The sequence below is a fragment of the Pantoea sp. DY-15 genome, from assembly GCF_019795935.1.
GTDB classification, from domain to species: domain Bacteria; phylum Pseudomonadota; class Gammaproteobacteria; order Enterobacterales; family Enterobacteriaceae; genus Pantoea; species Pantoea leporis.
This window is the reverse complement of sequence record NZ_JAIMIF010000001.1, coordinates 219,372-241,833: the sequence shown is the minus strand read 5'-3', so window position 1 is coordinate 241,833 and position 22,462 is coordinate 219,372. Positions and strand designations below refer to the sequence as shown.

Annotated in this window: 24 protein-coding genes, 1 tRNA gene and 1 pseudogene; 16 read left to right on the top strand and 10 right to left on the bottom strand. The window is 57.2% G+C overall.

Annotation, left to right across the window (positions count from 1 at the left end; all coding sequences use genetic code 11):
- Window positions 1-28: 28 nt before the first annotated feature.
- Window positions 29-487, bottom strand: a complete 459-nt coding sequence (locus K5Y32_RS01190) for a Rha family transcriptional regulator (protein ID WP_255602302.1) — start codon at window positions 485-487, stop codon at window positions 29-31.
- A 173-nt stretch (window positions 488-660) separates the two neighbouring features.
- On the opposite strand from K5Y32_RS01190, the pseudogene K5Y32_RS01185 reads away from it, so the two are divergent.
- Window positions 661-1,014, top strand: a pseudogene (locus K5Y32_RS01185) (tyrosine-type recombinase/integrase); the annotation flags it as partial.
- Window positions 1,015-1,032: 18 nt separating this feature from the next.
- Here K5Y32_RS01185 and K5Y32_RS01180 read toward each other — a convergent pair.
- Both K5Y32_RS01180 and K5Y32_RS01175 read right to left on the bottom strand, forming a co-directional pair.
- Window positions 1,033-1,109 (bottom strand) — tRNA-Arg (locus tag K5Y32_RS01180).
- A gap of 95 nt (window positions 1,110-1,204) precedes the next feature.
- The gene (locus K5Y32_RS01175; protein ID WP_222181581.1) at window positions 1,205-1,708 is read right to left on the bottom strand and encodes a DUF1198 family protein; all 504 of its coding nucleotides are present in this window, start codon (window positions 1,706-1,708) and stop codon (window positions 1,205-1,207) included.
- A 175-nt stretch (window positions 1,709-1,883) separates the two neighbouring features.
- On the opposite strand from K5Y32_RS01175, the gene folD reads away from it, so the two are divergent.
- On the top strand, window positions 1,884-2,750 hold the full coding sequence (gene folD, locus K5Y32_RS01170) for a bifunctional methylenetetrahydrofolate dehydrogenase/methenyltetrahydrofolate cyclohydrolase FolD (protein ID WP_036648219.1): 867 nt from the start codon (window positions 1,884-1,886) through the stop codon (window positions 2,748-2,750).
- Window positions 2,750-2,962, top strand: coding sequence for a ribosome-associated protein YbcJ (gene ybcJ / locus K5Y32_RS01165; RefSeq protein WP_007890771.1), 213 nt, complete (start codon window positions 2,750-2,752; stop codon window positions 2,960-2,962). The genes folD and ybcJ overlap by 1 nt, the downstream gene beginning before the upstream one ends.
- A gap of 30 nt (window positions 2,963-2,992) precedes the next feature.
- Here the strand turns inward: ybcJ and K5Y32_RS01160 are convergent, their stop codons facing one another.
- Window positions 2,993-4,084 carry an AAA family ATPase gene (locus tag K5Y32_RS01160; protein ID WP_222181580.1) on the bottom strand — a complete coding sequence of 364 codons (1,092 nt, stop codon included), beginning with the start codon at window positions 4,082-4,084 and terminating at the stop codon, window positions 2,993-2,995.
- A 33-nt stretch (window positions 4,085-4,117) separates the two neighbouring features.
- Window positions 4,118-5,503 carry a cysteine--tRNA ligase gene (cysS, locus tag K5Y32_RS01155; RefSeq protein WP_222181579.1) on the bottom strand — a complete coding sequence of 462 codons (1,386 nt, stop codon included), beginning with the start codon at window positions 5,501-5,503 and terminating at the stop codon, window positions 4,118-4,120.
- A gap of 217 nt (window positions 5,504-5,720) precedes the next feature.
- On the opposite strand from cysS, the gene ppiB reads away from it, so the two are divergent.
- From ppiB to purK, 4 genes are all read left to right on the top strand, one after another.
- Entirely contained in the window at window positions 5,721-6,215 is a 495-nt protein-coding gene (gene ppiB, locus K5Y32_RS01150) for a peptidylprolyl isomerase B (RefSeq protein ID WP_008103818.1), read from the top strand.
- Complete coding sequence (locus K5Y32_RS01145; protein WP_222181578.1) at window positions 6,215-6,931, top strand: UDP-2,3-diacylglucosamine diphosphatase; 717 nt, start codon at window positions 6,215-6,217, stop codon at window positions 6,929-6,931. Before ppiB ends, K5Y32_RS01145 begins: the two co-directional genes overlap by 1 nt.
- A gap of 131 nt (window positions 6,932-7,062) precedes the next feature.
- Entirely contained in the window at window positions 7,063-7,572 is a 510-nt protein-coding gene (gene purE, locus K5Y32_RS01140; RefSeq protein ID WP_222181577.1) for a 5-(carboxyamino)imidazole ribonucleotide mutase, read from the top strand.
- Window positions 7,569-8,633: a 5-(carboxyamino)imidazole ribonucleotide synthase gene (gene purK, locus K5Y32_RS01135; RefSeq protein WP_222181576.1), complete on the top strand. Its 1,065-nt coding sequence runs from the start codon at window positions 7,569-7,571 to the stop codon at window positions 8,631-8,633. Before purE ends, purK begins: the two co-directional genes overlap by 4 nt.
- Before the next feature lie 77 nt (window positions 8,634-8,710).
- Here the strand turns inward: purK and K5Y32_RS01130 are convergent, their stop codons facing one another.
- From K5Y32_RS01130 to ybbA, 3 genes are read right to left on the bottom strand one after another with little or no spacing between them, the layout of a single operon-like run.
- A complete protein-coding gene (locus K5Y32_RS01130) occupies window positions 8,711-9,487 on the bottom strand; it encodes a class I SAM-dependent methyltransferase (RefSeq protein WP_255602300.1) in 777 nt (258 codons plus the stop codon).
- A 49-nt stretch (window positions 9,488-9,536) separates the two neighbouring features.
- Complete coding sequence (gene ybbP / locus K5Y32_RS01125) at window positions 9,537-11,954, bottom strand: putative ABC transporter permease subunit YbbP (RefSeq protein ID WP_222181575.1); 2,418 nt, start codon at window positions 11,952-11,954, stop codon at window positions 9,537-9,539.
- Window positions 11,951-12,637: a putative ABC transporter ATP-binding protein YbbA gene (gene ybbA / locus K5Y32_RS01120; RefSeq protein WP_176971306.1), complete on the bottom strand. Its 687-nt coding sequence runs from the start codon at window positions 12,635-12,637 to the stop codon at window positions 11,951-11,953. The genes ybbP and ybbA overlap by 4 nt, the downstream gene beginning before the upstream one ends.
- Here ybbA and tesA point away from each other — a divergent pair.
- From tesA to K5Y32_RS01095, 5 genes are all read left to right on the top strand, one after another.
- Window positions 12,605-13,231 (top strand): multifunctional acyl-CoA thioesterase I/protease I/lysophospholipase L1, encoded by a 627-nt coding sequence (gene tesA, locus K5Y32_RS01115; protein WP_222181574.1) that lies wholly within the window; start codon window positions 12,605-12,607, stop codon window positions 13,229-13,231. The two genes, ybbA and tesA, sit on opposite strands and share 33 nt — an antisense overlap.
- Window positions 13,232-13,262: 31 nt before the next feature.
- The gene (locus K5Y32_RS01110; RefSeq protein WP_137385302.1) at window positions 13,263-14,036 is read left to right on the top strand and encodes an SDR family oxidoreductase; all 774 of its coding nucleotides are present in this window, start codon (window positions 13,263-13,265) and stop codon (window positions 14,034-14,036) included.
- Window positions 14,037-14,115: 79 nt separating this feature from the next.
- On the top strand, window positions 14,116-14,970 hold the full coding sequence (locus K5Y32_RS01105; RefSeq protein WP_101762382.1) for a co-chaperone YbbN: 855 nt from the start codon (window positions 14,116-14,118) through the stop codon (window positions 14,968-14,970).
- 63 nt (window positions 14,971-15,033) lie between these two features.
- On the top strand, window positions 15,034-15,948 hold the full coding sequence (locus tag K5Y32_RS01100) for an SPFH domain-containing protein (protein ID WP_222181573.1): 915 nt from the start codon (window positions 15,034-15,036) through the stop codon (window positions 15,946-15,948).
- On the top strand, window positions 15,945-16,406 hold the full coding sequence (locus tag K5Y32_RS01095; protein WP_225608369.1) for an NfeD family protein: 462 nt from the start codon (window positions 15,945-15,947) through the stop codon (window positions 16,404-16,406). Before K5Y32_RS01100 ends, K5Y32_RS01095 begins: the two co-directional genes overlap by 4 nt.
- On the opposite strand, the gene cueR is transcribed toward K5Y32_RS01095, so the two are convergent.
- Entirely contained in the window at window positions 16,382-16,798 is a 417-nt protein-coding gene (cueR, locus tag K5Y32_RS01090) for a Cu(I)-responsive transcriptional regulator (RefSeq protein WP_101762384.1), read from the bottom strand. The two genes, K5Y32_RS01095 and cueR, sit on opposite strands and share 25 nt — an antisense overlap.
- 96 nt (window positions 16,799-16,894) lie before the next feature.
- On the opposite strand from cueR, the gene copA reads away from it, so the two are divergent.
- From copA to ybaK, 3 genes are all read left to right on the top strand, one after another.
- Window positions 16,895-19,414, top strand: a complete 2,520-nt coding sequence (gene copA / locus K5Y32_RS01085) for a copper-exporting P-type ATPase CopA (protein ID WP_222181572.1) — start codon at window positions 16,895-16,897, stop codon at window positions 19,412-19,414.
- A 68-nt stretch (window positions 19,415-19,482) separates the two neighbouring features.
- Window positions 19,483-20,283 (top strand): TraB/GumN family protein, encoded by an 801-nt coding sequence (locus tag K5Y32_RS01080; RefSeq protein WP_222181571.1) that lies wholly within the window; start codon window positions 19,483-19,485, stop codon window positions 20,281-20,283.
- 261 nt (window positions 20,284-20,544) lie between these two features.
- The gene (gene ybaK, locus K5Y32_RS01075) at window positions 20,545-21,024 is read left to right on the top strand and encodes a Cys-tRNA(Pro)/Cys-tRNA(Cys) deacylase YbaK (RefSeq protein WP_137385298.1); all 480 of its coding nucleotides are present in this window, start codon (window positions 20,545-20,547) and stop codon (window positions 21,022-21,024) included.
- Here ybaK and K5Y32_RS01070 read toward each other — a convergent pair.
- Entirely contained in the window at window positions 21,021-21,890 is an 870-nt protein-coding gene (locus K5Y32_RS01070) for a LysR family transcriptional regulator (RefSeq protein WP_110865658.1), read from the bottom strand. The genes ybaK and K5Y32_RS01070 overlap by 4 nt on opposite strands.
- A 90-nt stretch (window positions 21,891-21,980) precedes the next feature.
- Here K5Y32_RS01070 and K5Y32_RS01065 point away from each other — a divergent pair, with 90 nt between their 5' ends.
- On the top strand, window positions 21,981-22,412 hold the full coding sequence (locus K5Y32_RS01065) for a multidrug/biocide efflux PACE transporter (RefSeq protein WP_192236693.1): 432 nt from the start codon (window positions 21,981-21,983) through the stop codon (window positions 22,410-22,412).
- Window positions 22,413-22,462: the final 50 nt, after the last annotated feature.

Sequence of the window (22,462 nt, the reverse complement as noted above, 5' to 3'; positions counted from 1 at the left end):
GCCTGCGGACAGGCCAATAACGCGATTTTCAGCACGTGCTAGATTGATGTAATGATGACGCAGTGCTCCGAGCGCTTTGAGGCTGTCGCGCTTCACGACGCATAGAAAATGCTTTAGTCACGTCCAATTTGAACAGATTCATGCGTTCTGGATTGTTCCCATGGATAACTCGAAGCGTGTAATCGAATTGGAACTCATTAAGCAAATAACTGACCTCTGGCCTCTCTTCCCTGCTTTTAAGGTTTCCCTGTTTCGAATCGGAAAACTCTTTAAGCGATTGGCAGGGCAATGAACCAAGCTCACGAAGTCTTTCTTTATTCACTTTGATTGTTGCAACTAAGTTTTCATGCTGTATTCCAGCTCGTTCAGCAATAACCCGAGAATCAATACGCGACTCTTGCTTATGTTGGGTAAGGATTTCATCTTGGCGGACTTCAGATTGAGTTTGGCCGCTGCCATTTAAGGCAGTGATTTTTTTCTGGTTCATCTTTTTTGCTCCGAATTATTTTTAATTAGAGCCGCCGCGACAGCGTTAATGATGCTGCAATAAAATGAGCGCAAATGGTCGCAACTTATTTTATTTTCGCTGTTCAGAATAATTTGCGAGTATTTGCACATTAATTTTGCTAGGCCGATTTAGAGCTATGTGGCTTATTAACGGTATTCGTTCACAACGAATCAGCGAAGAGAAGTGACGGAACCACAATGGCAAAGCTTCGTAAAAAGTGAATGGATTCCAATACAGCCTGGAGAGCTGCATTAATACGAGCGGGAATTGATGATTTAAGATTTCATGACCTGAGACACATCTGGGCGAGTTGGCTTATTCAGGCGGGAGTTTCATTGTCGGCATTACAGGAAATGGGCGGCTGGGAGAGTATAGAAATGGTGCAGCGTTATGCTCACCTGGCACCGAACCATTAAACGGAACATGCGAGGCAAATTGACGCGATTTTTGGCAGCCGTGTCCCAAATCTGTCCCATGGGGAAAACTTGAAAGCAGTAGGAGAGTGATAACTCATTGATTTGTATTGGTACGCCCTACAGGATTCGAACCTGTGACCTACGGCTTAGAAGGCCGGTGCTCTATCCAGCTGAGCTAAGGGCGCAAAGTGATTGGGTCGGATTATACGTCCAGCGGCTCGCGCGTCAACGTTTTTGCCCTTGAACAGAAGCGGAGTGCTGCCAGATTAACCAAAACCCCTTAATGCCGCTTGCGCCATTCGCTCATCGACACCAGATTCCCGCCCTGTTCCTTTTCGCCTTCCAGCTCAATCCCTTGCTGCGTGAAGTGCGCATTATACTGGTCGCGCAGCGCATGCAGTTCCTGGCTATCCGGCTCCAGCTGGCGCAAGAAACCCAACGCCAGCAACAGCTGTTGCCTCGATATCAACGCTGAAAATCCCGCCCGGCTCAAAATGCCATGCCAGCGCTGCATATTCTCATCGCTGCCATCGACAATCAGCACCTGCCAAATCAGCAGCACCGCCGCGCCATTGTGCAGATGCGTGTCGTTATCGCCCGCGATGTAATCGGTAAACTCTTTTGCCGCCTCTTTGCCCATCAGCGACAACATCGATTCGATATGCACCGGCGGCAGCTGCAACCGTTTATTAAGCGCCTGCACCGCATGGCGCGAGCTGGCCGTCAGCAGCTGAAAACCTACCACGAACACCACCGCCAGCGTGGCGAGAATTAACCAAATCATCACGTCATCCATCTCATTCACTGCCGGGCATCATAAGCGCTAACGCGGGCGGGCGCCACGGCGAAAAATCGGGAAAGCGGCGTTGATGGCGAATCTCTACCTGACAGCCGCACGCGCTTCTGACAGAATAGACGCCATCCCCGATCTAACCCTCTACAGATGGATTTCCTCTCTGATGGCAGCAAAAATTATTGACGGTAAAACGATTGCGCAGCAGGTGCGCCTTGAGGTTGCCGAAAAAGTACAGCAGCGTCTGGCGGCCGGTAAACGTGCGCCCGGTTTGGCAGTTGTGCTGGTGGGTGAAAACCCGGCTTCGCAGATCTATGTCGCCAGCAAACGTCGTGCTTGTGATGAAGTGGGCTTCATCTCCCGCTCATACGATCTGCCCGCCACCACCAGCGAAGCCGAGCTGCTGGAGCTGATTGATACGCTCAACAACGACAACGATATCGACGGCATTCTGGTGCAGCTGCCGCTGCCAGCCGGCATCGATAACGTCAAAGTGCTGGAGCGCATCGTGCCGGACAAAGACGTGGATGGTTTCCATCCATACAACGTCGGTCGTCTGTGCCAGCGCGCACCAAAGCTGCGTCCGTGTACGCCGCGCGGCATCGTCACCTTGCTGGAGCGCTACAATATCGATACTTACGGCCTGAACGCCGTGGTGGTTGGCGCATCGAATATCGTTGGCCGTCCGATGAGCATGGAGCTGCTGCTCGCCGGTTGCACCACCACCGTCACGCACCGTTTCACCAAAGATCTGCGTCATCACGTTGAGCACGCCGATCTGTTGGTGGTGGCGGTCGGCAAGCCGGGCTTTATTCCGGGCGACTGGATCAAGCCGGGCGCGGTGGTGATTGATGTGGGTATCAACCGTCTCGACAGCGGCAAAGTGGTGGGTGATGTGGAGTTCGAAGCGGCTGCTGAGCGCGCCTCGTACATCACGCCCGTTCCAGGCGGCGTCGGTCCAATGACGGTTGCTACACTGATCCAAAACACGCTGACGGCGTGTGAAGAATTTCACGACATTGAGGAGGCATAATGGCCAGTTTTTCTCTCGGTAAACATGCCCACGTTGATTTGTGCGACCTGCTGAAACTCGAAGGTTGGGTGCAAAGCGGTGCGCAGGCGAAAGCGGTGATTGCGGAAGGCGAAGTGCGCGTCGATGGCGCAGTTGAAACGCGTAAGCGCTGCAAGATTGTTGAAGGCCAAAAGGTCGAGTTTGCAGGCTTTAAGATTACGGTTGTAGCGTAGTCATCCGGAAGGTCGCCATTAATGGCGACCCTACAAAACCCGGGTTTCCCCTTCAATTTGCTCCAGCGCGATGTGATTCACCGCCGTATGCTGCGCAATCAGCGTCGCCAGTTTCGGTGAATGGCTGGTGATCCACAGTTGGCTAAACTGGCTAGCTTCGGCGATCAGTAGTGCTAATGCAGGCAACAAGTCTTCATGCAAACTATTTTCCGGTTCATTTAGCGCCATAAACGCCGGCGGACGCGGGCTGAGCAGCGCCACCACTAAGCAGAGAAAGCGCAGCGTGCCATCCGAGAACTCGGCGCTCTCCAGCGGACGCAAAATCCCCCGCCGTGACATCAGCATCTGAAAACGCCCGTTCTGCACATCAACGTGAAATTCCGTGTCCGGGAAGGCTTCGGCCATCACCTCGAGCAGTAATTCGGAATGACCGCGTTCAACAATCGTGGCCCAGGCTGCGGCCAAATTGCTGCCATCGTGGCTCAGTACCGGCGCGCGCACGCCAATCTGCGGCGCACGAATTGGCGAACCGGGCCACACCGCAAACTCATGATAGAAACGCCACTGGCGTAACCTTTCACGTACCTGCGAAAGCTCGGGATAAAGATGCGGCTCGCCAAGCTGCCCAAACAGCGACTCTTCCGGATGCAGCACCGCAGGATATGCAACGCGTTCGCCATCAACGTTGTGCAGGAAAGCGGTTTGATTTTGCCGCTGCAGGATGCAGGAGGAAGGACGCCGACGCTGGCCGCTCATCCATATACGCTCCTCTTTCACCAGCGGATCGAGGTTAAACATGCTGGTGGCTAACGGCTCAGGAAAACCGATATCAAGCTGATAATCCATATCATCCATCACCACCGCGAGCGCCAGACGTTTAGGATCGTGGCGACGATCGCCGCGCCGTAATCCGCCCGCCCACATCGCTTTCTGGATGCCGCCCTCTTCCGCCAGCGCCAGCGCTAAACGTCCGCTCGCCGCTTCGTGCAGCAATCGCACCGCTTTATACAGGTTAGATTTGCCGCAGCCGTTCGGGCCGCTCACCACGTTGAGCTGTTGCAGCGGTAGCGTCAGGTCGCGCACCGATCGGAAGCCGTGAATATGAATCTGTTCAATCGCCATCAATAAAAAAGGGCGATTTCTCGCCCTCTCCGGTTATTTGCGTCGCCAGCTGGAACCTTGCGGCCCATCCTCAACGATCACGCCCAACTCATTGAGCTTATCGCGCGCCACATCCGCCTGCGCCCAATCTTTGGCTGCACGCGCGTCGGAACGGGCTTTTACCCAATGCTCGATTTCCGCCACTTCATCATCATTCACCTGCGCACCGCTCTGCAGGAACTGCTCGGGATCCTGCTGCAGAATGCCGAGCACGTTAGCGATCTGGCGCAGTTTCGCCGCCAGCGCATCAGCGGAGGCTTTGTCTTCAGTCTTCAGACGATTCACTTCACGCGCCATATCGAACAGCACCGAATAGGCTTCCGGCGTGTTGAAGTCGTCATCCATCGCGGTACGGAAACGCGCTTCGAAATCTTCGCCACCCGACGCCGTAGCATTGGCATCGGTATGACGCAGCGCGGTGTACAAGCGCTCGAGCGCCGCACGCGCCTGGTTGAGGTTGTCTTCGCCGTAGTTGAGCTGGCTGCGATAGTGTCCCGACATCAGGAAGTAACGCACGGTTTCGGCATCGTAGTGCTGCAACACATCGCGCACGGTGAAAAAGTTATCCAGCGATTTCGACATCTTCTCGCGATCAACCATCACCATGCCGGAGTGCATCCAGTAATTTACATACGGGCCATCGTGCGCACAGGTGGATTGCGCCACTTCGTTTTCATGGTGCGGGAACATCAGGTCCGAACCGCCGCCGTGAATGTCGAAATGGGTGCCAAGCTGTTTGCAGTTCATCGCCGAACATTCGATGTGCCAGCCTGGACGGCCGTTGCCCCACGGCGAGTTCCACGCCGGTTCGTCGGCTTTGGACATCTTCCACAGCACGAAGTCCATCGGATTACGCTTCACATCCGCCACTTCGACACGCGCACCGGCCTGCAGCTGCTCCAGATCCTGGCGCGACAGCACCCCGTAATCTTTGTCGCTCATCACGTCGAACATCACGTCGCCGTTGTCCGCCACGTACGCGTGCTTACGCTCAATCAGCGTGCCGACCAGCTCAATAATCTCGTCGATATGGCGGGTGGCGCGCGGCTCCAGATCCGGCGGCAGAATGCCGAGCGCGGCGAAATCGTTGTGCATCTCGGCGATCATGCGGTTGGTCAGCGTTTCGATGCTTTCCCCGTTTTGATTGGCGCGTTTGATGATTTTGTCATCGATATCGGTGATGTTACGCACATACTTCAGTTGATAGCCCACGTAACGCAGATAACGCGCCACCACGTCGAATGCCACAAATGTACGCCCATGGCCGATATGACAGAGGTCGTAAACCGTGATACCACACACGTACATACCGATTTCACCGGCGTGGATAGGTTTAAATTCCTCTTTCTGTCGACTCAGGGTGTTATAGATCTTCAACATTGAATGGTTCCGTTATTGACGTTTGCGGGATACGCCCTTGCAGCGTAGCCGGTTATTGTGCCGTATTTTTCTGACTTGTGCATCGCTCGGTTGCCAACTGCCGTCCGGTTACTGACGCGTTATTGGAAATTGTGATATAAGAAGCGTCTACAAAAATGCCCCGCCGCCTTGCAGGCGCGGCAGCGACACTGACGACAACCTTGACAGGAAGAAAATAATGGTCACTTTCCAGACGAACCATGGCGATATCGTAATTAAAACTTTCGATGACAAAGCGCCGGCTACCGTGAAGAACTTCCTGGAATACTGCGCGGAAGGTTTTTACGATAACACTATCTTCCATCGCGTAATCAACGGTTTCATGATTCAGGGCGGCGGTTTTGAGCCTGGCATGAAGCAGAAAGATACCAAAGCAGACATCCGCAACGAAGCGAACAACGGCCTGAAAAACACCAAAGGCACCCTGGCGATGGCGCGTACTCAGGCTCCACACTCTGCAACGGCCCAGTTCTTCATCAACGTGGCAGACAACGACTTCCTGAACTTCCGTGACGAAAGCCTGCAAGGCTGGGGTTACTGCGTGTTCGCTGAAGTGGTTGAAGGCATGGACGTGGTTGAGAAAATCAAAGCGGTGAAAACCGGCCGCAGCGGCATGCATCAGGACGTTCCGGTTGAAGATGTTGTCATCCAGAAAGTGACTGTTAGCGAGTAATGTCGCGCACGCTGTTTATCGCAGATCTGCATCTGTGTCATGAAGAACCGGCAATCACTGCCGGTTTTCTGCATTTTTTGCAGGGTGAAGCGCGCACGTGCGATGCGCTTTACATCCTCGGCGATCTGTTTGAAGCCTGGATCGGCGACGACGATCCTAACCCGCTGCATCAGCAGATCGCTGCGGCGCTCAAAGCCTTGCCAGTGCCGAAATTCTTCATCCACGGTAATCGCGACTTCCTGCTCGGCCAGCGTTTTGCGCGTGCCAGCGGCATGACGCTGCTGCCGGAAGAGAAGGTGCTCGATCGCTACGGACATCGTGTGTTGATCATGCACGGCGATACCTTGTGTACCGACGATGAAGGCTATCAGCGATTCCGCGCCAAAGTGCATCAGCGCTGGTTGCAGCGTCTGTTCCTCGCGTTGCCGCTGCGTCTGCGCATGCGCATTGCCGCGCGCATGCGCAATGGCAGCAAGCAGGCGAATCAGCATAAATCGGTCAGCATCATGGACGTCAATCAGTCCGCGGTGGAAGCCGCAATGACGCGCCAACAGGTGCCGATTCTGATTCACGGCCACACGCATCGTCCCGCCATTCACGCCTTCCTGCTGCACGGTGAAAACGCCGAGCGCGCGGTGCTGGGTGCCTGGCATGAGAACGGATCGATGATTCAGCTTGATGCCAGCGGCGTAAGCCTGATCGAATTCCCCTTCTGAAATCCGGGCATCAATGCCCGTTTTCCGCCTACGCAACCGTTTTCCTTGCTGCCATCTCATGCTATTCTCTGTGCCCTTCTTCGCCTGCCCGCCCGGCCAGGTTCGTTTGCATATTCACAGGAGTTGACCGCATGTCATCCAACGCCGCCCCGGCCCGTATCGCCATTGTCATGGGTTCCAAAAGTGACTGGGCTACCATGCAGTTCGCCGAGGAAATTCTTAACAGCCTGGATGTTCCCTTCCACGTTGAAGTGGTCTCAGCTCACCGTACGCCCGACAAACTGTTCAGCTTCGCGGAAACCGCCGCTGAAAACGGTTTTCAGGTGATCATCGCCGGTGCCGGCGGTGCTGCCCATTTGCCGGGCATGCTGGCCGCGAAAACGCTGGTGCCGGTGCTGGGCGTGCCCGTGCAAAGCGCGGCGCTGAGCGGCGTCGATAGCCTCTACTCCATCGTGCAGATGCCGCGCGGCATTCCGGTGGGTACGCTGGCGATTGGTAAAGCCGGTGCTGCCAACGCCGCCCTGCTGGCGGCACAGATTCTGGCGATCCACGACAGCGCGCTGTCAACGCGCATCGCCAACTGGCGTCAAACGCAAACTGATGAAGTGCTGAACAACCCAGATCCGCGGGAGGACGCATGAAGCCGGTTTGCGTACTAGGAAATGGTCAGTTAGGCCGCATGCTGCGCCAGGCGGGTGAACCGCTCGGCATCGCGGTCTATCCGGTGGGTCTGGATGCGGAGCCTTCTGCGCTGCCGATCGCTGAAAGCGTGATCACCGCTGAGATCGAGCGCTGGCCGGAAACCGCGTTAACCCGCGAACTGGCGAGCCATCCGGCCTTTGTGAATCGCGATATCTTCCCGCGTCTGGCCGATCGCCTGACGCAAAAACAGCTGCTGGATCAGCTGAACCTCGCTACCGCGCCGTGGCAGCTGCTGGCCGATAAAGCCGAGTGGCCAAATGTGTTCAACTCGCTTGGCGAACTGGCGATTGTAAAGCGTCGTACCGGCGGCTATGACGGCCGTGGCCAGTGGCGTTTGCGCGCCCATGAAACCGACGCGCTACCGGATGAATGCTACGGCGAATGCATCGTTGAGCAAGGCATTAACTTCAGCGGCGAAGTGTCGATGGTCGGCGCGCGTGGGCACGATGGCAGCACGGTGTTTTATCCGCTGACGCATAACCTGCATCAGGACGGCATTCTGCGCACCAGCGTGGCGTTCCCGCAGGCCGATGCCGCACAGCAACAGCAGGCGGAAGCGATGCTCAGCGCCATCATGCATGAGCTGAACTACGTCGGCGTGATGGCGATGGAGTGTTTCATTACGCCAGAAGGTTTGCTGATCAACGAGCTGGCACCGCGCGTGCACAACAGCGGCCACTGGACGCAGAATGGCGCGTCAATCAGCCAGTTCGAGCTGCATCTGCGTGCGGTTTTGGGCCTGGCACTGCCAAAGCCGGTGGTGTTTGCGCCGTCGGTGATGGTGAATCTGATTGGTACTGAGGTGAATCTGGCGTGGCTGCAGCAGCCGCTGGTGCATCTGCATTGGTACGACAAAGAGGTGCGCGCCGGCCGCAAGGTTGGGCATCTTAATCTGACCGATAGCGATCACGCGCGTCTGGCGTCAGCCTTGAATGCGCTGGTGCCGCTGCTGCCGGAAGCGTATGCGAGCGGGATTGCGTGGGCGATTGAGAAGCTCTGATTAACCAGGTCGCCATGAATGGCGACCCTACGTGGTTTGGTGTGATTTTCGTAGGGTGCGCATTCATGCGCACCGGGTTACGCCACCATCTTCATCGCCACATGGCTCCAGCGATTCAGATGCGTAATCTGGAAACCATGCGCCTTAAACAGCGCATCCAGCGACGCTTCAGAATGAATCGTGATATGCCCATTACGCGGCGCGATATACCAATCATTCATTCCCAAATGGCTCACTTCATCTGTGGTGCCGGTACTAAAGAAAAACACCCCGCCCTTTTTCAAAAACCCTGACACTTCTGCCAGCGTTTTATGCGGATCGGGTGTGTGCTCAAACACTTCAAAACTGGTCATAAATTCATACGAATTCAGTTCCGGGTACTCGCCCGATACAAACGGATCCCAGGCGACCATATCCATTCCCACTTCCCGCATTAACCGTGCAAACGTGCCAGTGCCACCGCCGTAATCCAGCATCTTTTTACCCAGAAATCGTTCAAATAGCTGCAAAACTAAGTCACGGTTTCTGCGGGGACGTACGATCGCGTATTCGGGATCAAATTCAGCGTATCCATCATTATAAACGTGCTGTGCAAAATCAGATGGCGTCCAGTCATCAAACGCATGGGTGTAAACCAAACCACAGCTCTGGCATTGATGGTAATAGATGGCAACGCCCGTTAAGGGAAATACATAACGATTGGGCAGCTGTGAATGACAGGCAGTATTAAAATCGGTCACGCCATACAGCGTGGCTTCACTTTGGCAGACTTTACAGCAGCCGATTTCAACAACGGATTTGACGATAAGTGGAGATGACATGTTTAGCCTTAAATAAGTCTGGTCTGCTTTCATGAGTCGACTCACGCAGACCAGAACTTAAATTTAAGACAAATCGTTTTGCTTATCCGGCACTGAAGCTTCTGAACAGCGCCTTCTGTTTTAATAGTCGAATACCCAACCAGGCACCGCACAGCGAGAGCAGCAGCGCGCCGCCAATCGGCAAGGCAATCCATAGCGTCCAGTCTGGCTGCCACGGGAAATCGAAGATCTTGCGCTGCAAGCCCCACAGCGCCGCTTCCGCGCCCAGCGCCGCCGCAATCCCCGATACCACGCCAAGCAGCGCAAACTCACACCATAAGGTGCCGCGCAGCAGGCGCTTGCTGGCACCCAACGTGCGATAGACCACCAACTCCTGCCGACGCTGACGCATGCCAACCTGGATCTGCGCCAGCAACAGCAGCACGCCGCACACCGTTACCAGCACCACCATCACTTCCAGCGCCTGGCTCACCTGCGTCAGCACCTGACCGATCTGGCGCATCATGCTGCCGATATCCAGCAGGCTAAGCGTCGGGAATGAACGATTTAGCTGCGCCAGCAGCGCCGGATTGCTCTCCATGCGGAAGCTGGTCAGCCAGGTTTGTGGCTGTTGATCGAGCGCGCCCGGCGGGAAGATAAAGAAGAAGTTCGGCCGCAGACTCTCCCAATCCACCTTGCGCAAGCTGGTGATTTTGGCGCTGAACTGCTGAGTATCGCCGCTGAAGGTTAAGCTATCGCCGAGCTTCACGCCCAGACGATCCGCCAGCTCCACCTCCATCGACACTTCACCGGGCTGCGGCGGCCAGTTACCGGAAATCAGCGGATTGTGATCCGGACGCTCCGCTTGCCACGTCAGATTGAGTTCGCGATTCAGCGCGTTATCCAGCTGCGGATCAGCCTCTTTGCCGTTTAGCTCGGTGAGACGTGCACGCACAATCGGGTAGAAGGTCTCCGGCTTGAGCTGATGCCCAGCCAGGAAGTCGCGTACCTGCGGCACCTGCTCTTTGGTGATGTTCAGCAGGAAATAGTTCGGACTGTCCGGCGGAAGTTGCTGTTGCCAGCGATCCAGCAGATCGCCGCGCATCACCAGCAGCAGCGCCAGCAGCATAAATGACAGCGAAAACGCCGCCAGCTGGCTGAGCGTCATCGCCGGTTGACGCAGCAGACGGTTGATCGCCAGGCGCAGCGCCAGATTGCGCACCACCAGCCGACGCAGCAGCAGCAAGGTGCCCCAGCCGAGTAACGCCAGCAGCAGCGCCAGCATCACCACGCCCGCCAGCAGCGCCCACAGCATTTTGCTGCCACCCATCAGCAGCGCCAGCAAGCCAATCACCACCAGCGCCATTGCTGGCAGATAGAATCGCAGTGGCCAGACGTTCGCCACCGCATCCCGCCGCAGTACGCGCAGCGGTTGCGTCGCCATCAGCAAGCGATACGGACGCAAACCCACCAGCAGCGAAATGACAAACATCGCGCCAATCGCCCACAGCCACGGCCAGAAACTCGCCGCAGGCAGCGCGCCCGGCAGCACCGGTTTCAGCATCAGCAGCAGGATCACTTCAATGCCCTGCCCCAGGGCGCTACCGACAATCGCCGCCAGCAGCAACACCGCCAGCCATTGGCCGATGATCAGCCGCTGCAGCGCCTTGCGCGTTGCGCCCAGCGTTTTCAGTACCGCCACCAAATCGTAGCGGCTGCGGCAGTAATGACTCATCGCCACCGCCACCGCAGCAATCGCCAGCATCAGCGTCAGCAAGGCCGAGAGCAATAAAAATTGCTGCGCACGCTGCATCGAGCGGCCCAGCGCATCTTCCGAATTATCCACGCTGATCCAGCGCTGATCGGCTTTCAGCTGCGGCTCGATCCAGCTGTCATAACGCGCCAGCGGTGCCGGATCGCCGGAGAATTTATAGCGCCAGCTCAGGCGACTTCCCGGCTGCACCGCACCGGTTTTCTCCACGTCGGCCAGATTCATTAGCAGACGTGGCGCGGTCTGGAACGGATTGAAGCCGCCATCCGGCTCCTGAATCACTTCCCCGGCAATGCGCAGCGTGGTGTCGCCGACATCCACGCTATCGCCCACTTTCAGATTCAACAGCGCCAGCAAACGCGGTGCGACCAACACCGTGCCCGCTTGTGGACGTAGGCCCGGCGGATCGGTTTGCAGCGTGCCGAACATCGGATAGGCGTTATCCACCGCTTTTACGTCCGCCAGCTGAGGCGTCTCTTGCGCGAAGGTCATGGTCATAAAGTGCAGCTGGCTGCTGACCGACAGCCCTTCATCACGCGCTTTGTTAAGCCACGCTTCCGGCGCGGGCGCGGTGGTGCGCAGCGTGCGATCGCCCGCCATAAAGTCGCGGCTCTGCTGGCTTAAGCCTTTCTCCATGCGATCGCTGATCGAACCCAGCGCCAGCACGCAGGCCACCGCAAGCGTGAGCGCCAGCCAGACAATCAGCAGCGAGGGCGAACGCCACTCGCGCCAGAACCAGCGCCAAATCATGACTCCTCCCACAACTTGCCGTCGCGCAGCCGTAAGCGACGGTCGCAGCGCGCCGCCAGTTGTTCATCGTGCGTCACCAGAATCAGCGTGGTGGCAAAATCGCGGTTGAGGGAGAACAGCAGATCGGCGATACGATCGCCGGTTTTACGGTCGAGGTTGCCGGTGGGTTCATCGGCGAACAGCAAACCGGGACGGCCGCTAAAGGCACGCGCCAGCGCCACACGCTGCTGCTCGCCGCCCGAAAGTTGCGCCGGCAGATGGTGCAGACGATCTTTCAAACCCAGTACCGTCAGCAGTTCCACCGCCTGGCTGCGGCTTTCGCGATCGCTGTCACCACGCAACAGCGCCGGCAGCTGCACGTTTTCCAGCGCATTCAGCGTCGGCACCAGCATAAACGATTGAAACACAAAGCCCACTTCGCGCGCGCGCAGCGCCGCTCGCTGCTCCTCATTCATGCTGTGCAGCGGCTGGCCAAGCAGATGCACTTCGCCGCTGCTGCCGTCATCCAGTCCGGCCAGAATGCCCAGCAGCGTGGATTTGCCCGAGCCGGACTCGCCAATCAGGGCGATGGTCTCAGCTGGTTTGACAACCAGCTCAACTCCGGTAAGGATGGTCAGCTGATGCTCTCCCTGACCGACGGACTTAGTAAGATGATGAACTGCAACAATGTTTTCCGCTGGCATTATCCCTTCCTGTTGTTATTGCTTCTGCTGGTGTCCCGACTCGCCGCCGCCGATACCTTACTGGTGTTGGGCGATAGCCTGAGCGCCGGGTATCGCATGTCGGCCACGGCGGCCTGGCCCAGCCTGCTGAATAAAGAGTGGCAACAGCAGCCCAAAGTGGTCAACGCCAGCATCAGCGGAGATACCGCAGGACAAGGGCTGGCGCGTTTACCGGGCCTATTAAAACAGCATCAACCCCGCTGGGTGTTAATCGAATTGGGCGGTAACGATGGCCTGCGTGGTTTCCCGCCGCAGAATATCGCCGCAGACCTGACCAAAGTGATTGACGAAGTGAAAGCCGCGAAAGCGCAGCCGCTGCTGATGCAGATTCGTCTGCCGGCTAATTATGGACGTCGTTATACGGAAGCGTTTAGCGCGATCTATACGCGCCTGGCACAGCAGTACGACATTCCTCTGGTGCCCTTCTTTATGGAGCAGGTCTACCTGAAGCCGGAGTGGATGCAGCAGGATGGAATTCACCCCAATCCGGATGCTCAGCCGTTTATCGCCAACTTGATGGCGACCGAACTGGCTCCGCTAGTAAAGCATGATTAATGCAGGCGTGTGATTTTTAACGGGTAAAGAAATGCAAAAAACAATTCTCATCACCGGCTGCTCGAGCGGCATTGGTTTGGTCGCCGCAAATGACCTTTTATCGCGCGGCTATCGCGTGCTGGCCGCCTGTCGCCGCGCCGACGATGTGGCGCGCATGGAAGCATTGGGATTTATTGGCGTGCAGCTCGATCTCGATGATGCCGCCAGCGTCGATGCCGCCGCCGATCGTGTGCTGGAACTCACCGATCATCGCCTGCACGCGCTGTTTAACAACGGCGGTTTTGGTCAATATGGGCCGCTCAGCAGCGTTTCACGTCAGCAGTTAGAGAAGCAGTTTTCTACCAACCTGTTTGGCACCCACCAACTGACCATGCGCCTGCTGCCCGCGCTGCAAGCCAGCGGCAACGGACGCATCGTCAATACCAGTTCGGTACTGGGACTGATCTCGACGCCGGGGCGCGGCGCCTATGCCGCCAGCAAATGGGCGCTGGAAGCCTGGAGCGATGCGCTGCGTCTTGAAGTGCGCGACTCTGGCGTGCGCGTTAGCCTGATTGAACCGGGCCCGATAAGCACGCGTTTCACCGATAACGTGCATCAGGGCCAGCAGGATAAACCGGTACAAAATCCGGGCATCGCCGCGCGTTTCACGCTGCCGCCGGAAGCGATTTTGCCGAAGCTGCGCCACGCGTTAGAGAGCAAACATCCGCGCCTGCGCTATCCGGTAACGCTGGTGGCCTGGGCGATGAGCCTGCTGAAACGCCTGCTGCCAGGTTGGATACTGGATCGCATTTTGCGCAGCAACTAAGCTGCAACGCAGAATCAAACTTGAACCGGGGCAGCTTGCCCCCATATCCTCAACACACTTTCTGACAAGAGACGTATTCATGTCACACGCTTTGATTATCGACATCAACGAATCCAACCTGCAGCAGACCTTAGAACAGTCGATGCAGCTGCCGGTGCTGTTCTATTTCTGGTCCGAACGCAGTCAGCACTGTCTGGAACTGACGCCGGTGCTGGATCGCCTGGCGCAGGAGTATGCGGGTCAGTTTATTTTGGCGAAGCTGGATTGCGATAAAGAGCAGATGGTGGCATCGCAGTTCGGCCTGCGCTCGATCCCAACCGTTTATCTATTCCAGAACGGTCAGCCGGTTGACGGCTTCCAGGGACCGCAGCCGGAAGAGGCGATTCGCGCTCTGCTGCAAAAAGTGTTGCCGCGTGAAGAAGAAGTTAAAGCGCAGCAGGCGATGCAATTGATGCACGAAGGCAAACCGCTGGAAGCGCTGCCGCTGCTGAAAGACGCCTGGCAGCTGAGCAACAAAAACAGCGAAATTGGCTTCCTGCTGGCAGAAGTGTTGATCACCCTGAACCGCAGCGACGAAGCAGAAACCGTGCTGGATGCGGTGCCGCTGCAGGATCAGGACACGCGCTATCAGAGCCTGATTTCGCAAATCGATCTGTTAAAGCAGGCAGCCGATACGCCAGAAATTCAGCTGTTGCAGGAGCAGTTAGCCAGCGATCCGACCAATGCCGAACTGGCTGCTAAACTGTCGTTACAGCTGCATCAGGTTGGCCGCAACGAGGAAGCGCTGGAGTTGTTATTCAGCTTCCTGAAAAGCGATCTCAGCGTCGGTGACGGCCAGGTGCGTAAAATGTTCCAGGAAATTTTGGCCGCACTCGGCACCGGCGACACCCTCGCCACGCGCTATCGCCGCCAGCTTTACTCGCTGCTGTACTGATCGGTACCGCGCGTTAAACGGGCCGAACGACTCGGCCCGACAATCTGACAGCCAGGAGGTTATATGTTAACGGTCATTCCCGTCATCATTGTGCTCGCACTCGTTACCGTGTGGGCCGGTGTAAAAATTGTTCCACAAGGTTACCAGTGGACGGTAGAGCGCTTTGGCCGCTACACCAAAACCCTGGAGCCCGGCCTCAATTTGCTTGTGCCGTTCATGGATCGTATTGGTCGCAAAATCAATATGATGGAACAGGTGCTCGATATCCCTTCGCAGGAAATCATCTCTAAAGACAACGCCAACGTCACCATTGATGCAGTCTGCTTTATTCAGGTTGTCGATCCGGCGCGCGCCGCCTACGAAGTCAGCAATCTTGAACTCTCGATCCTGAATCTGACCATGACCAATATCCGCACCGTGCTCGGCAGCATGGAGCTGGATGAGATGCTGTCGCAGCGCGACAACATCAACACGCGTCTGCTGCATATCGTTGATGAAGCCACCAATCCGTGGGGCGTGAAAATTACCCGTATCGAAATTCGTGACGTGCGCCCGCCGCAGGAATTGATTGCCGCGATGAACGCGCAGATGAAGGCGGAACGTACCAAACGCGCCGATATCCTTGCCGCCGAAGGCGTACGTCAGGCGGCGATTTTGCGCGCCGAAGGGGATAAGCAGTCGCAAATCCTCAAAGCAGAAGGCGAACGCACCTCGGCCTTCCTGCAAGCTGAAGCGCGCGAGCGTCAGGCGGAGGCGGAAGCCACGGCGACGCGCATGGTCTCCGAGGCGATAGCCGCCGGTGATATTCAGGCGGTGAACTACTTTGTGGCGCAAAAATACACCGACGCGCTGCAAAAAATCGGCGAAGCCAACAACAGCAAAGTGGTGATGATGCCACTGGACGCCAGCAGCCTGCTCGGTTCAATTGCCGGTATCAGTGAATTGCTGAAGGAGAACCGGACGGAGCGCAGACCATGATCCTGATGGAGCTGATTGCGCATCCACACTGGTTCTGGCTGACGCTGGGCGGCCTGCTGTTGGCCGCCGAAATGCTCGGCACCAGCGGTTATCTGCTGTGGAGTGGCTTAGCCGCCGTCGCGGTGGCGCTGATTGAGTGGCTGTTTCCCATCTCATGGACCAGTCAGGGCATTGTGTTTGCGGTGATGACGTTGTTCAGCGCGTTCTTCTGGCATCGCTGGATGCGCTATCGCGAATCGTCGCAGGTCGCTAACACGCTTAACCAACGCGGTAACCAGTTAATGGGCATGCAGCTGACGCTGGATAATGCGCTGAAAAACGGCCTTGGACACGTACGCATTGGTGACAGCAGCTGGCGCGTGCAGGCGGACAGCGACCTGCCGGCGGGCACGCCGGTAATTGTCACTGGCGTGGTCGGCATTACGCTGATGATTCAGCCGCGCTTTCCATCGGCGTGATGGCAGCAACCGGCCAGGTGATTGATGATCGGGCACTCTGCGCTGTCATCGCCGGGGCAAGCCTCCGCCAGTTCCAGCAAGCGCGCGCGCATCGCATGTAACTCCTCAATGTGCGCAGCAATCTCGTCGGCTTTCTGCAAGGTGCGCGCTTTAACATCGGCGCTGTGGCGCGCGGGATCGTTGAACAGCGTCACCAGTTCACGGCACTCTTCCAGCGTAAATCCCACCTGACGCGCCTGGCGCAGCAGATTCAGCTCATCAATATGATGCGCCGCGTAATGGCGATAGCCATTGTCACCGCGCGACGGCGGCGTCACCACGCCCTTCTCTTCGTAGAAGCGAATCGCTTTGCTGGTGAGTCCGGTTTTTTTTGCCACATCGCTGATGTTCATCTTTCCCCCTTGACCTTCCATTCAGGGGAAGGTTTAGGCTGTAGTTCTAATGCAAATTTTGCATGCAGTCAAAATCATTAGCCTGAGGAGTACACCATGTCACATACCCAACTGCTGGCGCTGGACGGCTTGTCCTGTGGCCACTGTGTAAAACGCGTCAAAGAAGCGCTGGAGCAGCGCAGCGATGTTGAACAGGCGGACGTCACGCAGCAAGAAGCGCGCGTGACCGGTGCGGCGAGCGCCAGCGATCTGATCGCTACGGTTGAACAAGCCGGTTATCACGCGGTGCTGAAAGAAGGCGCAGCCAGCCCAAAGCCTGATCCGTTGACAGCTACAGAGCCGCCGCCGGAGGCGCTGACAACGGAGTCGCAACAGGCACAATCCACTGAAGCTGAGCTTGCTATGCATCATTTACTGATTGGCGGCATGAGCTGCGCCAGCTGCGTAAGCCGCGTGGAACAGGCGCTGCAAAAAGTGCCGGGCGTCAGCCAGGCACGCGTCAATCTCGGTGAGCGCAGCGCGCTGATCATGGGTGATGCAAGCGCCGAAGCGCTGGTGAGCGCGGTCGATCAGGCAGGTTATTCCGCCGAAGTGATCGAGGATGAACAAACCCGCCGCGAACGCCAGCAGGTTAGCGCGCAGCACGCTATGCGCCGTTTTAGCTGGCAATCGGCGCTGGCGTTGCTGCTCGGCGTGCCGATGATGATTTGGGGCATGCTCGGCGACAACATGATGCTGAGCGCAGATAACCAAACGCTGTGGCGCACGCTCGGCGTGATTACCTTGCTGGTGATGGTGATGGCCGGCGGCCACTTCTATCGCAGCGCGTGGCGCAGTTTGCGTCACGGCACAGCCACCATGGACACGCTGGTGGCGCTGGGAACCGGCGCGGCGTGGCTCTATTCGATGAGCGTCGCCCTTTGGCCCGAATTCTTCCCGCATCAGGCGCGTCATCTCTATTTTGAAGCCAGCGTGATGATCGTTGGCCTGATCAATCTCGGCCACGCGCTGGAGCAGCGCGCACGCCAGCGTGCCTCGCAGGCGCTGGAACGATTACTGGATTTAACTCCGGCGCAGGCGCGGGTCATTAGCGATCAGGGGGAAACACTGCTGCCGCTCAGCGAGGTTAAGTCCGGCATGACGCTGAAGCTGGTCACCGGCGATCGCGTACCGGTGGACGGTGACGTCGCCAGCGGTGAAGCCTGGCTGGATGAAGCGATGCTGACAGGCGAGGCAGTGCCGCAGGCCAAACAGCCGGGAGATAAAATCTTTGCCGGTACGCTGGTACAAGACGGCACGCTGCACTTTGTGGCGCGCGCCATCGGCAGCCACACCACGTTGGCGCGCATTATCAATCTGGTGCGTCAGGCGCAAAGCAGCAAACTGGATATTGGCCGACTGGCGGATCGCATCTCCGCGGTATTTGTACCGGTGGTGGTGGCGATTGCGCTGCTGAGCGGGGTTATTTGGTATCTGGCGGGTCCGCAGCCACAGCTGGCTTACACGCTGGTAATTGTCACCACGGTGCTGATCATCGCCTGCCCTTGCGCTTTGGGTTTAGCCACGCCGATGTCAGTGATTGCTGGCGTCGGACGCGCCGCAGAGCTGGGCGTGCTGGTGCGTGACGCCGATGCGCTGCAGCGAGCCAGCGAAGTCGATACCATTGTGTTTGATAAAACCGGCACCCTGACGCGCGGCACGCCGCAGGTCAGCGATGTGGTGCTGTATGGCGAGTGGAATCGCGAGCAGGTGCTCAGCGCGGCGGCGCAGATGGAGCAAGGCTCCAGCCATCCGCTCGCCAAAGCGATTCTTGAGGCTGCGCCTGCGGTGAACGCCGAAGCGGTTAAGCAATTTCGTACAATACGCGGCAAAGGCATCAGCGCTACAGTTGCCGACAGAACGCTGCTGCTGGGGAATCAGGCGCTGCTGGATGAACAGCAGGTTGATTACCGCGCCGCGCAGGACGATATCGCGCGCTTCGCCGCACAAGGCGCAACGCCGGTGCTGCTTGCCGACAATCAGCAGCTGCTGGGATTGATCGCGCTGCGTGACAGCTTGCGTCCCGAGAGTAAAGCGGCGCTGCAGCGTCTGCATCAGCAAGGTTATCGCCTGATTATGCTGACCGGCGATCATCAAAAAACCGCGCAGGCCATTGCCGCCGAAGCGGGTATTGATGAAGTGATTGCCGGCGTGTTGCCGGATGGCAAAGCGCGGGCGATTACTCAGTTACAGCAGCAAGGCCGCAAAGTGGTGATGGTCGGCGACGGCATTAATGATGCGCCCGCGCTGGCGCAGGCCGATGTCGGCATTGCAATGGGCGGCGGCAGCGATGTGGCGGTAGAAACCGCCGCCATGACGCTGATGCGTAACGATCTGCACTGCGTCGCCGATGCGCTGTCGATCTCCAGCGCTACGCTGCGCAATATGCGGCAAAATCTGTTGGGCGCCTTTGTCTACAACAGCCTTGGGATTCCCATTGCGGCCGGCGTGCTCTATCCGTTTACCGGTATGCTGCTGAGCCCGATTGTCGCGGGCGCGGCGATGGCGCTGTCATCCATTACCGTGGTGAGCAACGCTAACCGTTTGTTGCGCTTCAAGCCGGCGCAACGGCAATAGCCATTCCAGCCCTGTTTTTCATGAGATGAAATCGCTAGCATGGTTTTTTGCCTTAAAAAGGACAGGGAATGAGACACGGTCTGTGGCACAGCATCCAACAACGGATCGCGACCCTTTTTCCGGCCAGTTACAGCTGGCCGGCCATGGATATTCAACTGGGCGATCGTCGTTTGCATTTGGCGGGCAGCATTCACATGGGCACGCGCGATATGCAGCCGCTGCCTGCCGGGCTATTGCGCCAGCTGCATAAAGCCGACGCGCTGATTGTCGAAGCCGATATCACTCAAGGCGAATCGCCGTTCAGCAATGATGATGAACATCCGCCGCTGGCCACGCGACTCGACGACGACGTGCTACAGCGCTTGCAGGCCTTGTGCGATGAGCTTTCGCTGTCACTGAGCCTGTTCGATACGCTGCCGTTCTGGCAGATCGCGCTGATGTTGCAGGCGCAACAGGCGCAGCGGCTGGGATTACGTCCGCAGTTTGGTATCGATTATCAGCTGTTGCAGGCGGCCAAAGCGGCCAACAAACGCATTATCGAGCTGGAAGGTCCGGAAACGCAGATCGCGCTGCTGAAATCGCTGCCGCAGGATGGTTTGCCGCTGTTGCTGGATACGCTGGAACACTGGCACACCAACGCGCGCCTGCTGCAAACCATGATCAGCTGGTGGCTGGATGCGCCGCCCACCCAGCAACCGGTGGCGCTGCCGACCACCTTTAGCAGCGAGCTGAACGACACGCTGATGCGCAACCGCAACCAGCACTGGCGCGAGCTGCTGCTGGCGTTACCGAAAGGGCGTTATGTGGTGGCGGTGGGCGCACTGCATCTGTATGGCGATGATAATTTGCCGGGACTGCTGAAGAGCTGATTTATGCACATTTCTTAGCGGCGCAATTTATTGCGCGTTAAGACGCGCCGCTACGGGCTTGTGCGGTTGATTAACTGTGCGTTTGGCAGAAAAAAAGAAGGCCAATAATACTATTGGCCCGTCAAAGAGGAATTTGTTTATGATTTTGGTTATCACCAACAATCTCTTGCTGGCGCGGGCCAATTCTCGCGCAAAGTTCAGAATTTCGCCACTGTTTTTCCATCAAAACTGAAATAAGAATTTTCCTAACAAGGACCGATCATGACGCCCGCGGTAAAACTTCTGGAAAAACAAAAAGTCACCTTTACCCTGCATCCCTACGACCACGATAGCCACGAAACCAATTTTGGCGACGAAGCGGTGCGTAAGCTTAATCTGGATGCGCGCCAGGTGTTCAAAACCTTGCTGGTATCGCTCAACGGCGATGCTAAAGCGCTGGCGGTTGCGGTAACGCCGGTCTCAACCCAATTGGATCTAAAAAAGGTCGCCAAAGCGCTAGGCGCCAAGAAAGCGGATATGGCCGATCCGCAGCTGGCACAGCGCGTGACCGGTTATCTGGTAGGCGGCATTAGCCCACTGGGACAGAAAAAACGTCTGCCAACGGTGATCGATCGGCAGGCAGCGGAGTTTGCCACCATCTTTATCTCCGGCGGCAAACGCGGGCTGGATATCGAGCTGGCCGCGCAAGATTTGTCTCGCCTGCTGGATGCGCCGCTGGCCGACGTCGCACGGCGCGATTAGTCGGGCTGCTGGGCGCAGAGTTGATCGATCATCCAGCGCCCGGCCGGTCCCGGCGGATTACGCCGCGACCACACCACATCAACCGCGATATGCTGCGGCCAGCCCGGCACCGGCAACTCCTTCAGCACCTGATGACCAAACTGCTCCACCAGCCAGCGCGGTAATATACTCCAGCCAAAACCCTGCTCCGCCATCTCTAACAGCAATAAATAAGATGGCGCCGACCACACGCGTCCGGCGGGCAAGGGATCGCGATTTTGTACCCAGGTATTGAGTCGCAGATGCCGCAACTCACCTAACTGCCCTTCACTCACCTGCTGAGCCTGCGACAGCGCATGATCCTGATGAAGGTAAATCGCCATCTGCGCCCCCACTTGCAAGCGTGCCACCGCCAAATCCGGTGGCAATTGTGGCTGCGCCCGCACCACGCCAAGGTGCACGCGCCCGGCTTGTATCAAATCTAATGCATCAGCATCCTCGGCGATCATGCACTCAAAATCGATATCTGGATAACGCACCTCAAACCGGTTAAGCAGATTTTCATGGTGATCCGCTTGCCAAAAATCGGAGATCGCCAGGCTAAGGCGCGGTTCTACGCCCTGCGATAAGCGCACTGCCAGCTCATCCAGCCGCTGGCTGGCGGCCAGAATCTGCTGCACCTGCGCAAACGCGCGCTGGCCATGCTCGGTCAATATCGGATTACGTCCGCTGCGATCAAACAGCGTGAAACCCAGATCGTCTTCCAGATTAGCGATCGCGTTACTGATGGTGGACTGGCTTTTAGACAACGCGCGAGCCGCCGCCGAAAAGGATCCGCTGGCTACGGTTTGCACAAACGCCTCAAGGGATTCCGGGGAATATTTCATGTTGAACCATCGCTTTTATCGATAGGTGATCATTTTATCTTAGCATCACCCAGTGCGAAAATAGGGGTTATCACCAATAAGGAGGTTTATATGCGTACCCGTTCGCTGAAAGAACGTTTTTGTCATGCCGCAGGCTTTGAAGGGTTAGCACTTATCACTGTTGCGCCGCTGGCTGCCTGGATCATGGAGAAACCGCTGTTTCAGATGGGCGCGCTGGCGATTATGCTGTCAACCGTCGCCATGCTGTGGAACATGATCTATAACACCGGCTTTGACCGCATCTGGCCGCCGCAGGTGAAACGCGGATTCGGTTTACGCGCCATGCATGCGCTGGGCTTTGAAGGCGGTTTTATCCTGATTGGCTTGCCGATTGCCGCCTGGATGCTGAATATTTCGCTGCTGGAAGCCTTTGTGCTGGAAGTGGCGTTCTTCCTGTTCTTCCTGCCCTATACCATGGTTTACAACTGGATGTGGGATAAGTTGCGCCACCGTTGGGTGACGCAGAAATCCTGTCGGGCCTGATGTGCATATAAAAAGTGGTCGCCATAAATGGCGACCTACGAGCGCAGAGT

Excerpts from the sequence above, each read along its gene's own strand:
- K5Y32_RS01065 (WP_192236693.1), top strand. The coding sequence starts at position 21,981 with ATGCGTACCCGTTCGCTGAAAGAACGTTTTTGTCATGCCGCAGGCTTT.
- cysS (WP_222181579.1), bottom strand. The coding sequence starts at position 5,503 with ATGTTGAAGATCTATAACACCCTGAGTCGACAGAAAGAGGAATTTAAA.
- K5Y32_RS01145 (WP_222181578.1), top strand. The coding sequence starts at position 6,215 with ATGTCGCGCACGCTGTTTATCGCAGATCTGCATCTGTGTCATGAAGAA.
- ybaK (WP_137385298.1), top strand. The coding sequence starts at position 20,545 with ATGACGCCCGCGGTAAAACTTCTGGAAAAACAAAAAGTCACCTTTACC.
- tesA (WP_222181574.1), top strand. The coding sequence starts at position 12,605 with ATGATGAACTGCAACAATGTTTTCCGCTGGCATTATCCCTTCCTGTTG.
- purE (WP_222181577.1), top strand. The coding sequence starts at position 7,063 with ATGTCATCCAACGCCGCCCCGGCCCGTATCGCCATTGTCATGGGTTCC.
- K5Y32_RS01160 (WP_222181580.1), bottom strand. The coding sequence starts at position 4,084 with ATGGCGATTGAACAGATTCATATTCACGGCTTCCGATCGGTGCGCGAC.
- folD (WP_036648219.1), top strand. The coding sequence starts at position 1,884 with ATGGCAGCAAAAATTATTGACGGTAAAACGATTGCGCAGCAGGTGCGC.
- ppiB (WP_008103818.1), top strand. The coding sequence starts at position 5,721 with ATGGTCACTTTCCAGACGAACCATGGCGATATCGTAATTAAAACTTTC.
- K5Y32_RS01105 (WP_101762382.1), top strand. The coding sequence starts at position 14,116 with ATGTCACACGCTTTGATTATCGACATCAACGAATCCAACCTGCAGCAG.
- K5Y32_RS01110 (WP_137385302.1), top strand. The coding sequence starts at position 13,263 with ATGCAAAAAACAATTCTCATCACCGGCTGCTCGAGCGGCATTGGTTTG.
- copA (WP_222181572.1), top strand. The coding sequence starts at position 16,895 with ATGTCACATACCCAACTGCTGGCGCTGGACGGCTTGTCCTGTGGCCAC.
- K5Y32_RS01100 (WP_222181573.1), top strand. The coding sequence starts at position 15,034 with ATGTTAACGGTCATTCCCGTCATCATTGTGCTCGCACTCGTTACCGTG.
- ybbA (WP_176971306.1), bottom strand. The coding sequence starts at position 12,637 with ATGCCAGCGGAAAACATTGTTGCAGTTCATCATCTTACTAAGTCCGTC.
- purK (WP_222181576.1), top strand. The coding sequence starts at position 7,569 with ATGAAGCCGGTTTGCGTACTAGGAAATGGTCAGTTAGGCCGCATGCTG.
- K5Y32_RS01080 (WP_222181571.1), top strand. The coding sequence starts at position 19,483 with ATGAGACACGGTCTGTGGCACAGCATCCAACAACGGATCGCGACCCTT.
- cueR (WP_101762384.1), bottom strand. The coding sequence starts at position 16,798 with ATGAACATCAGCGATGTGGCAAAAAAAACCGGACTCACCAGCAAAGCG.
- K5Y32_RS01190 (WP_255602302.1), bottom strand. The coding sequence starts at position 487 with ATGAACCAGAAAAAAATCACTGCCTTAAATGGCAGCGGCCAAACTCAA.
- K5Y32_RS01095 (WP_225608369.1), top strand. The coding sequence starts at position 15,945 with ATGATCCTGATGGAGCTGATTGCGCATCCACACTGGTTCTGGCTGACG.
- K5Y32_RS01070 (WP_110865658.1), bottom strand. The coding sequence starts at position 21,890 with ATGAAATATTCCCCGGAATCCCTTGAGGCGTTTGTGCAAACCGTAGCC.
- K5Y32_RS01130 (WP_255602300.1), bottom strand. The coding sequence starts at position 9,487 with ATGAAAGCAGACCAGACTTATTTAAGGCTAAACATGTCATCTCCACTT.
- K5Y32_RS01175 (WP_222181581.1), bottom strand. The coding sequence starts at position 1,708 with ATGATTTGGTTAATTCTCGCCACGCTGGCGGTGGTGTTCGTGGTAGGT.
- ybcJ (WP_007890771.1), top strand. The coding sequence starts at position 2,750 with ATGGCCAGTTTTTCTCTCGGTAAACATGCCCACGTTGATTTGTGCGAC.
- ybbP (WP_222181575.1), bottom strand. The coding sequence starts at position 11,954 with ATGATTTGGCGCTGGTTCTGGCGCGAGTGGCGTTCGCCCTCGCTGCTG.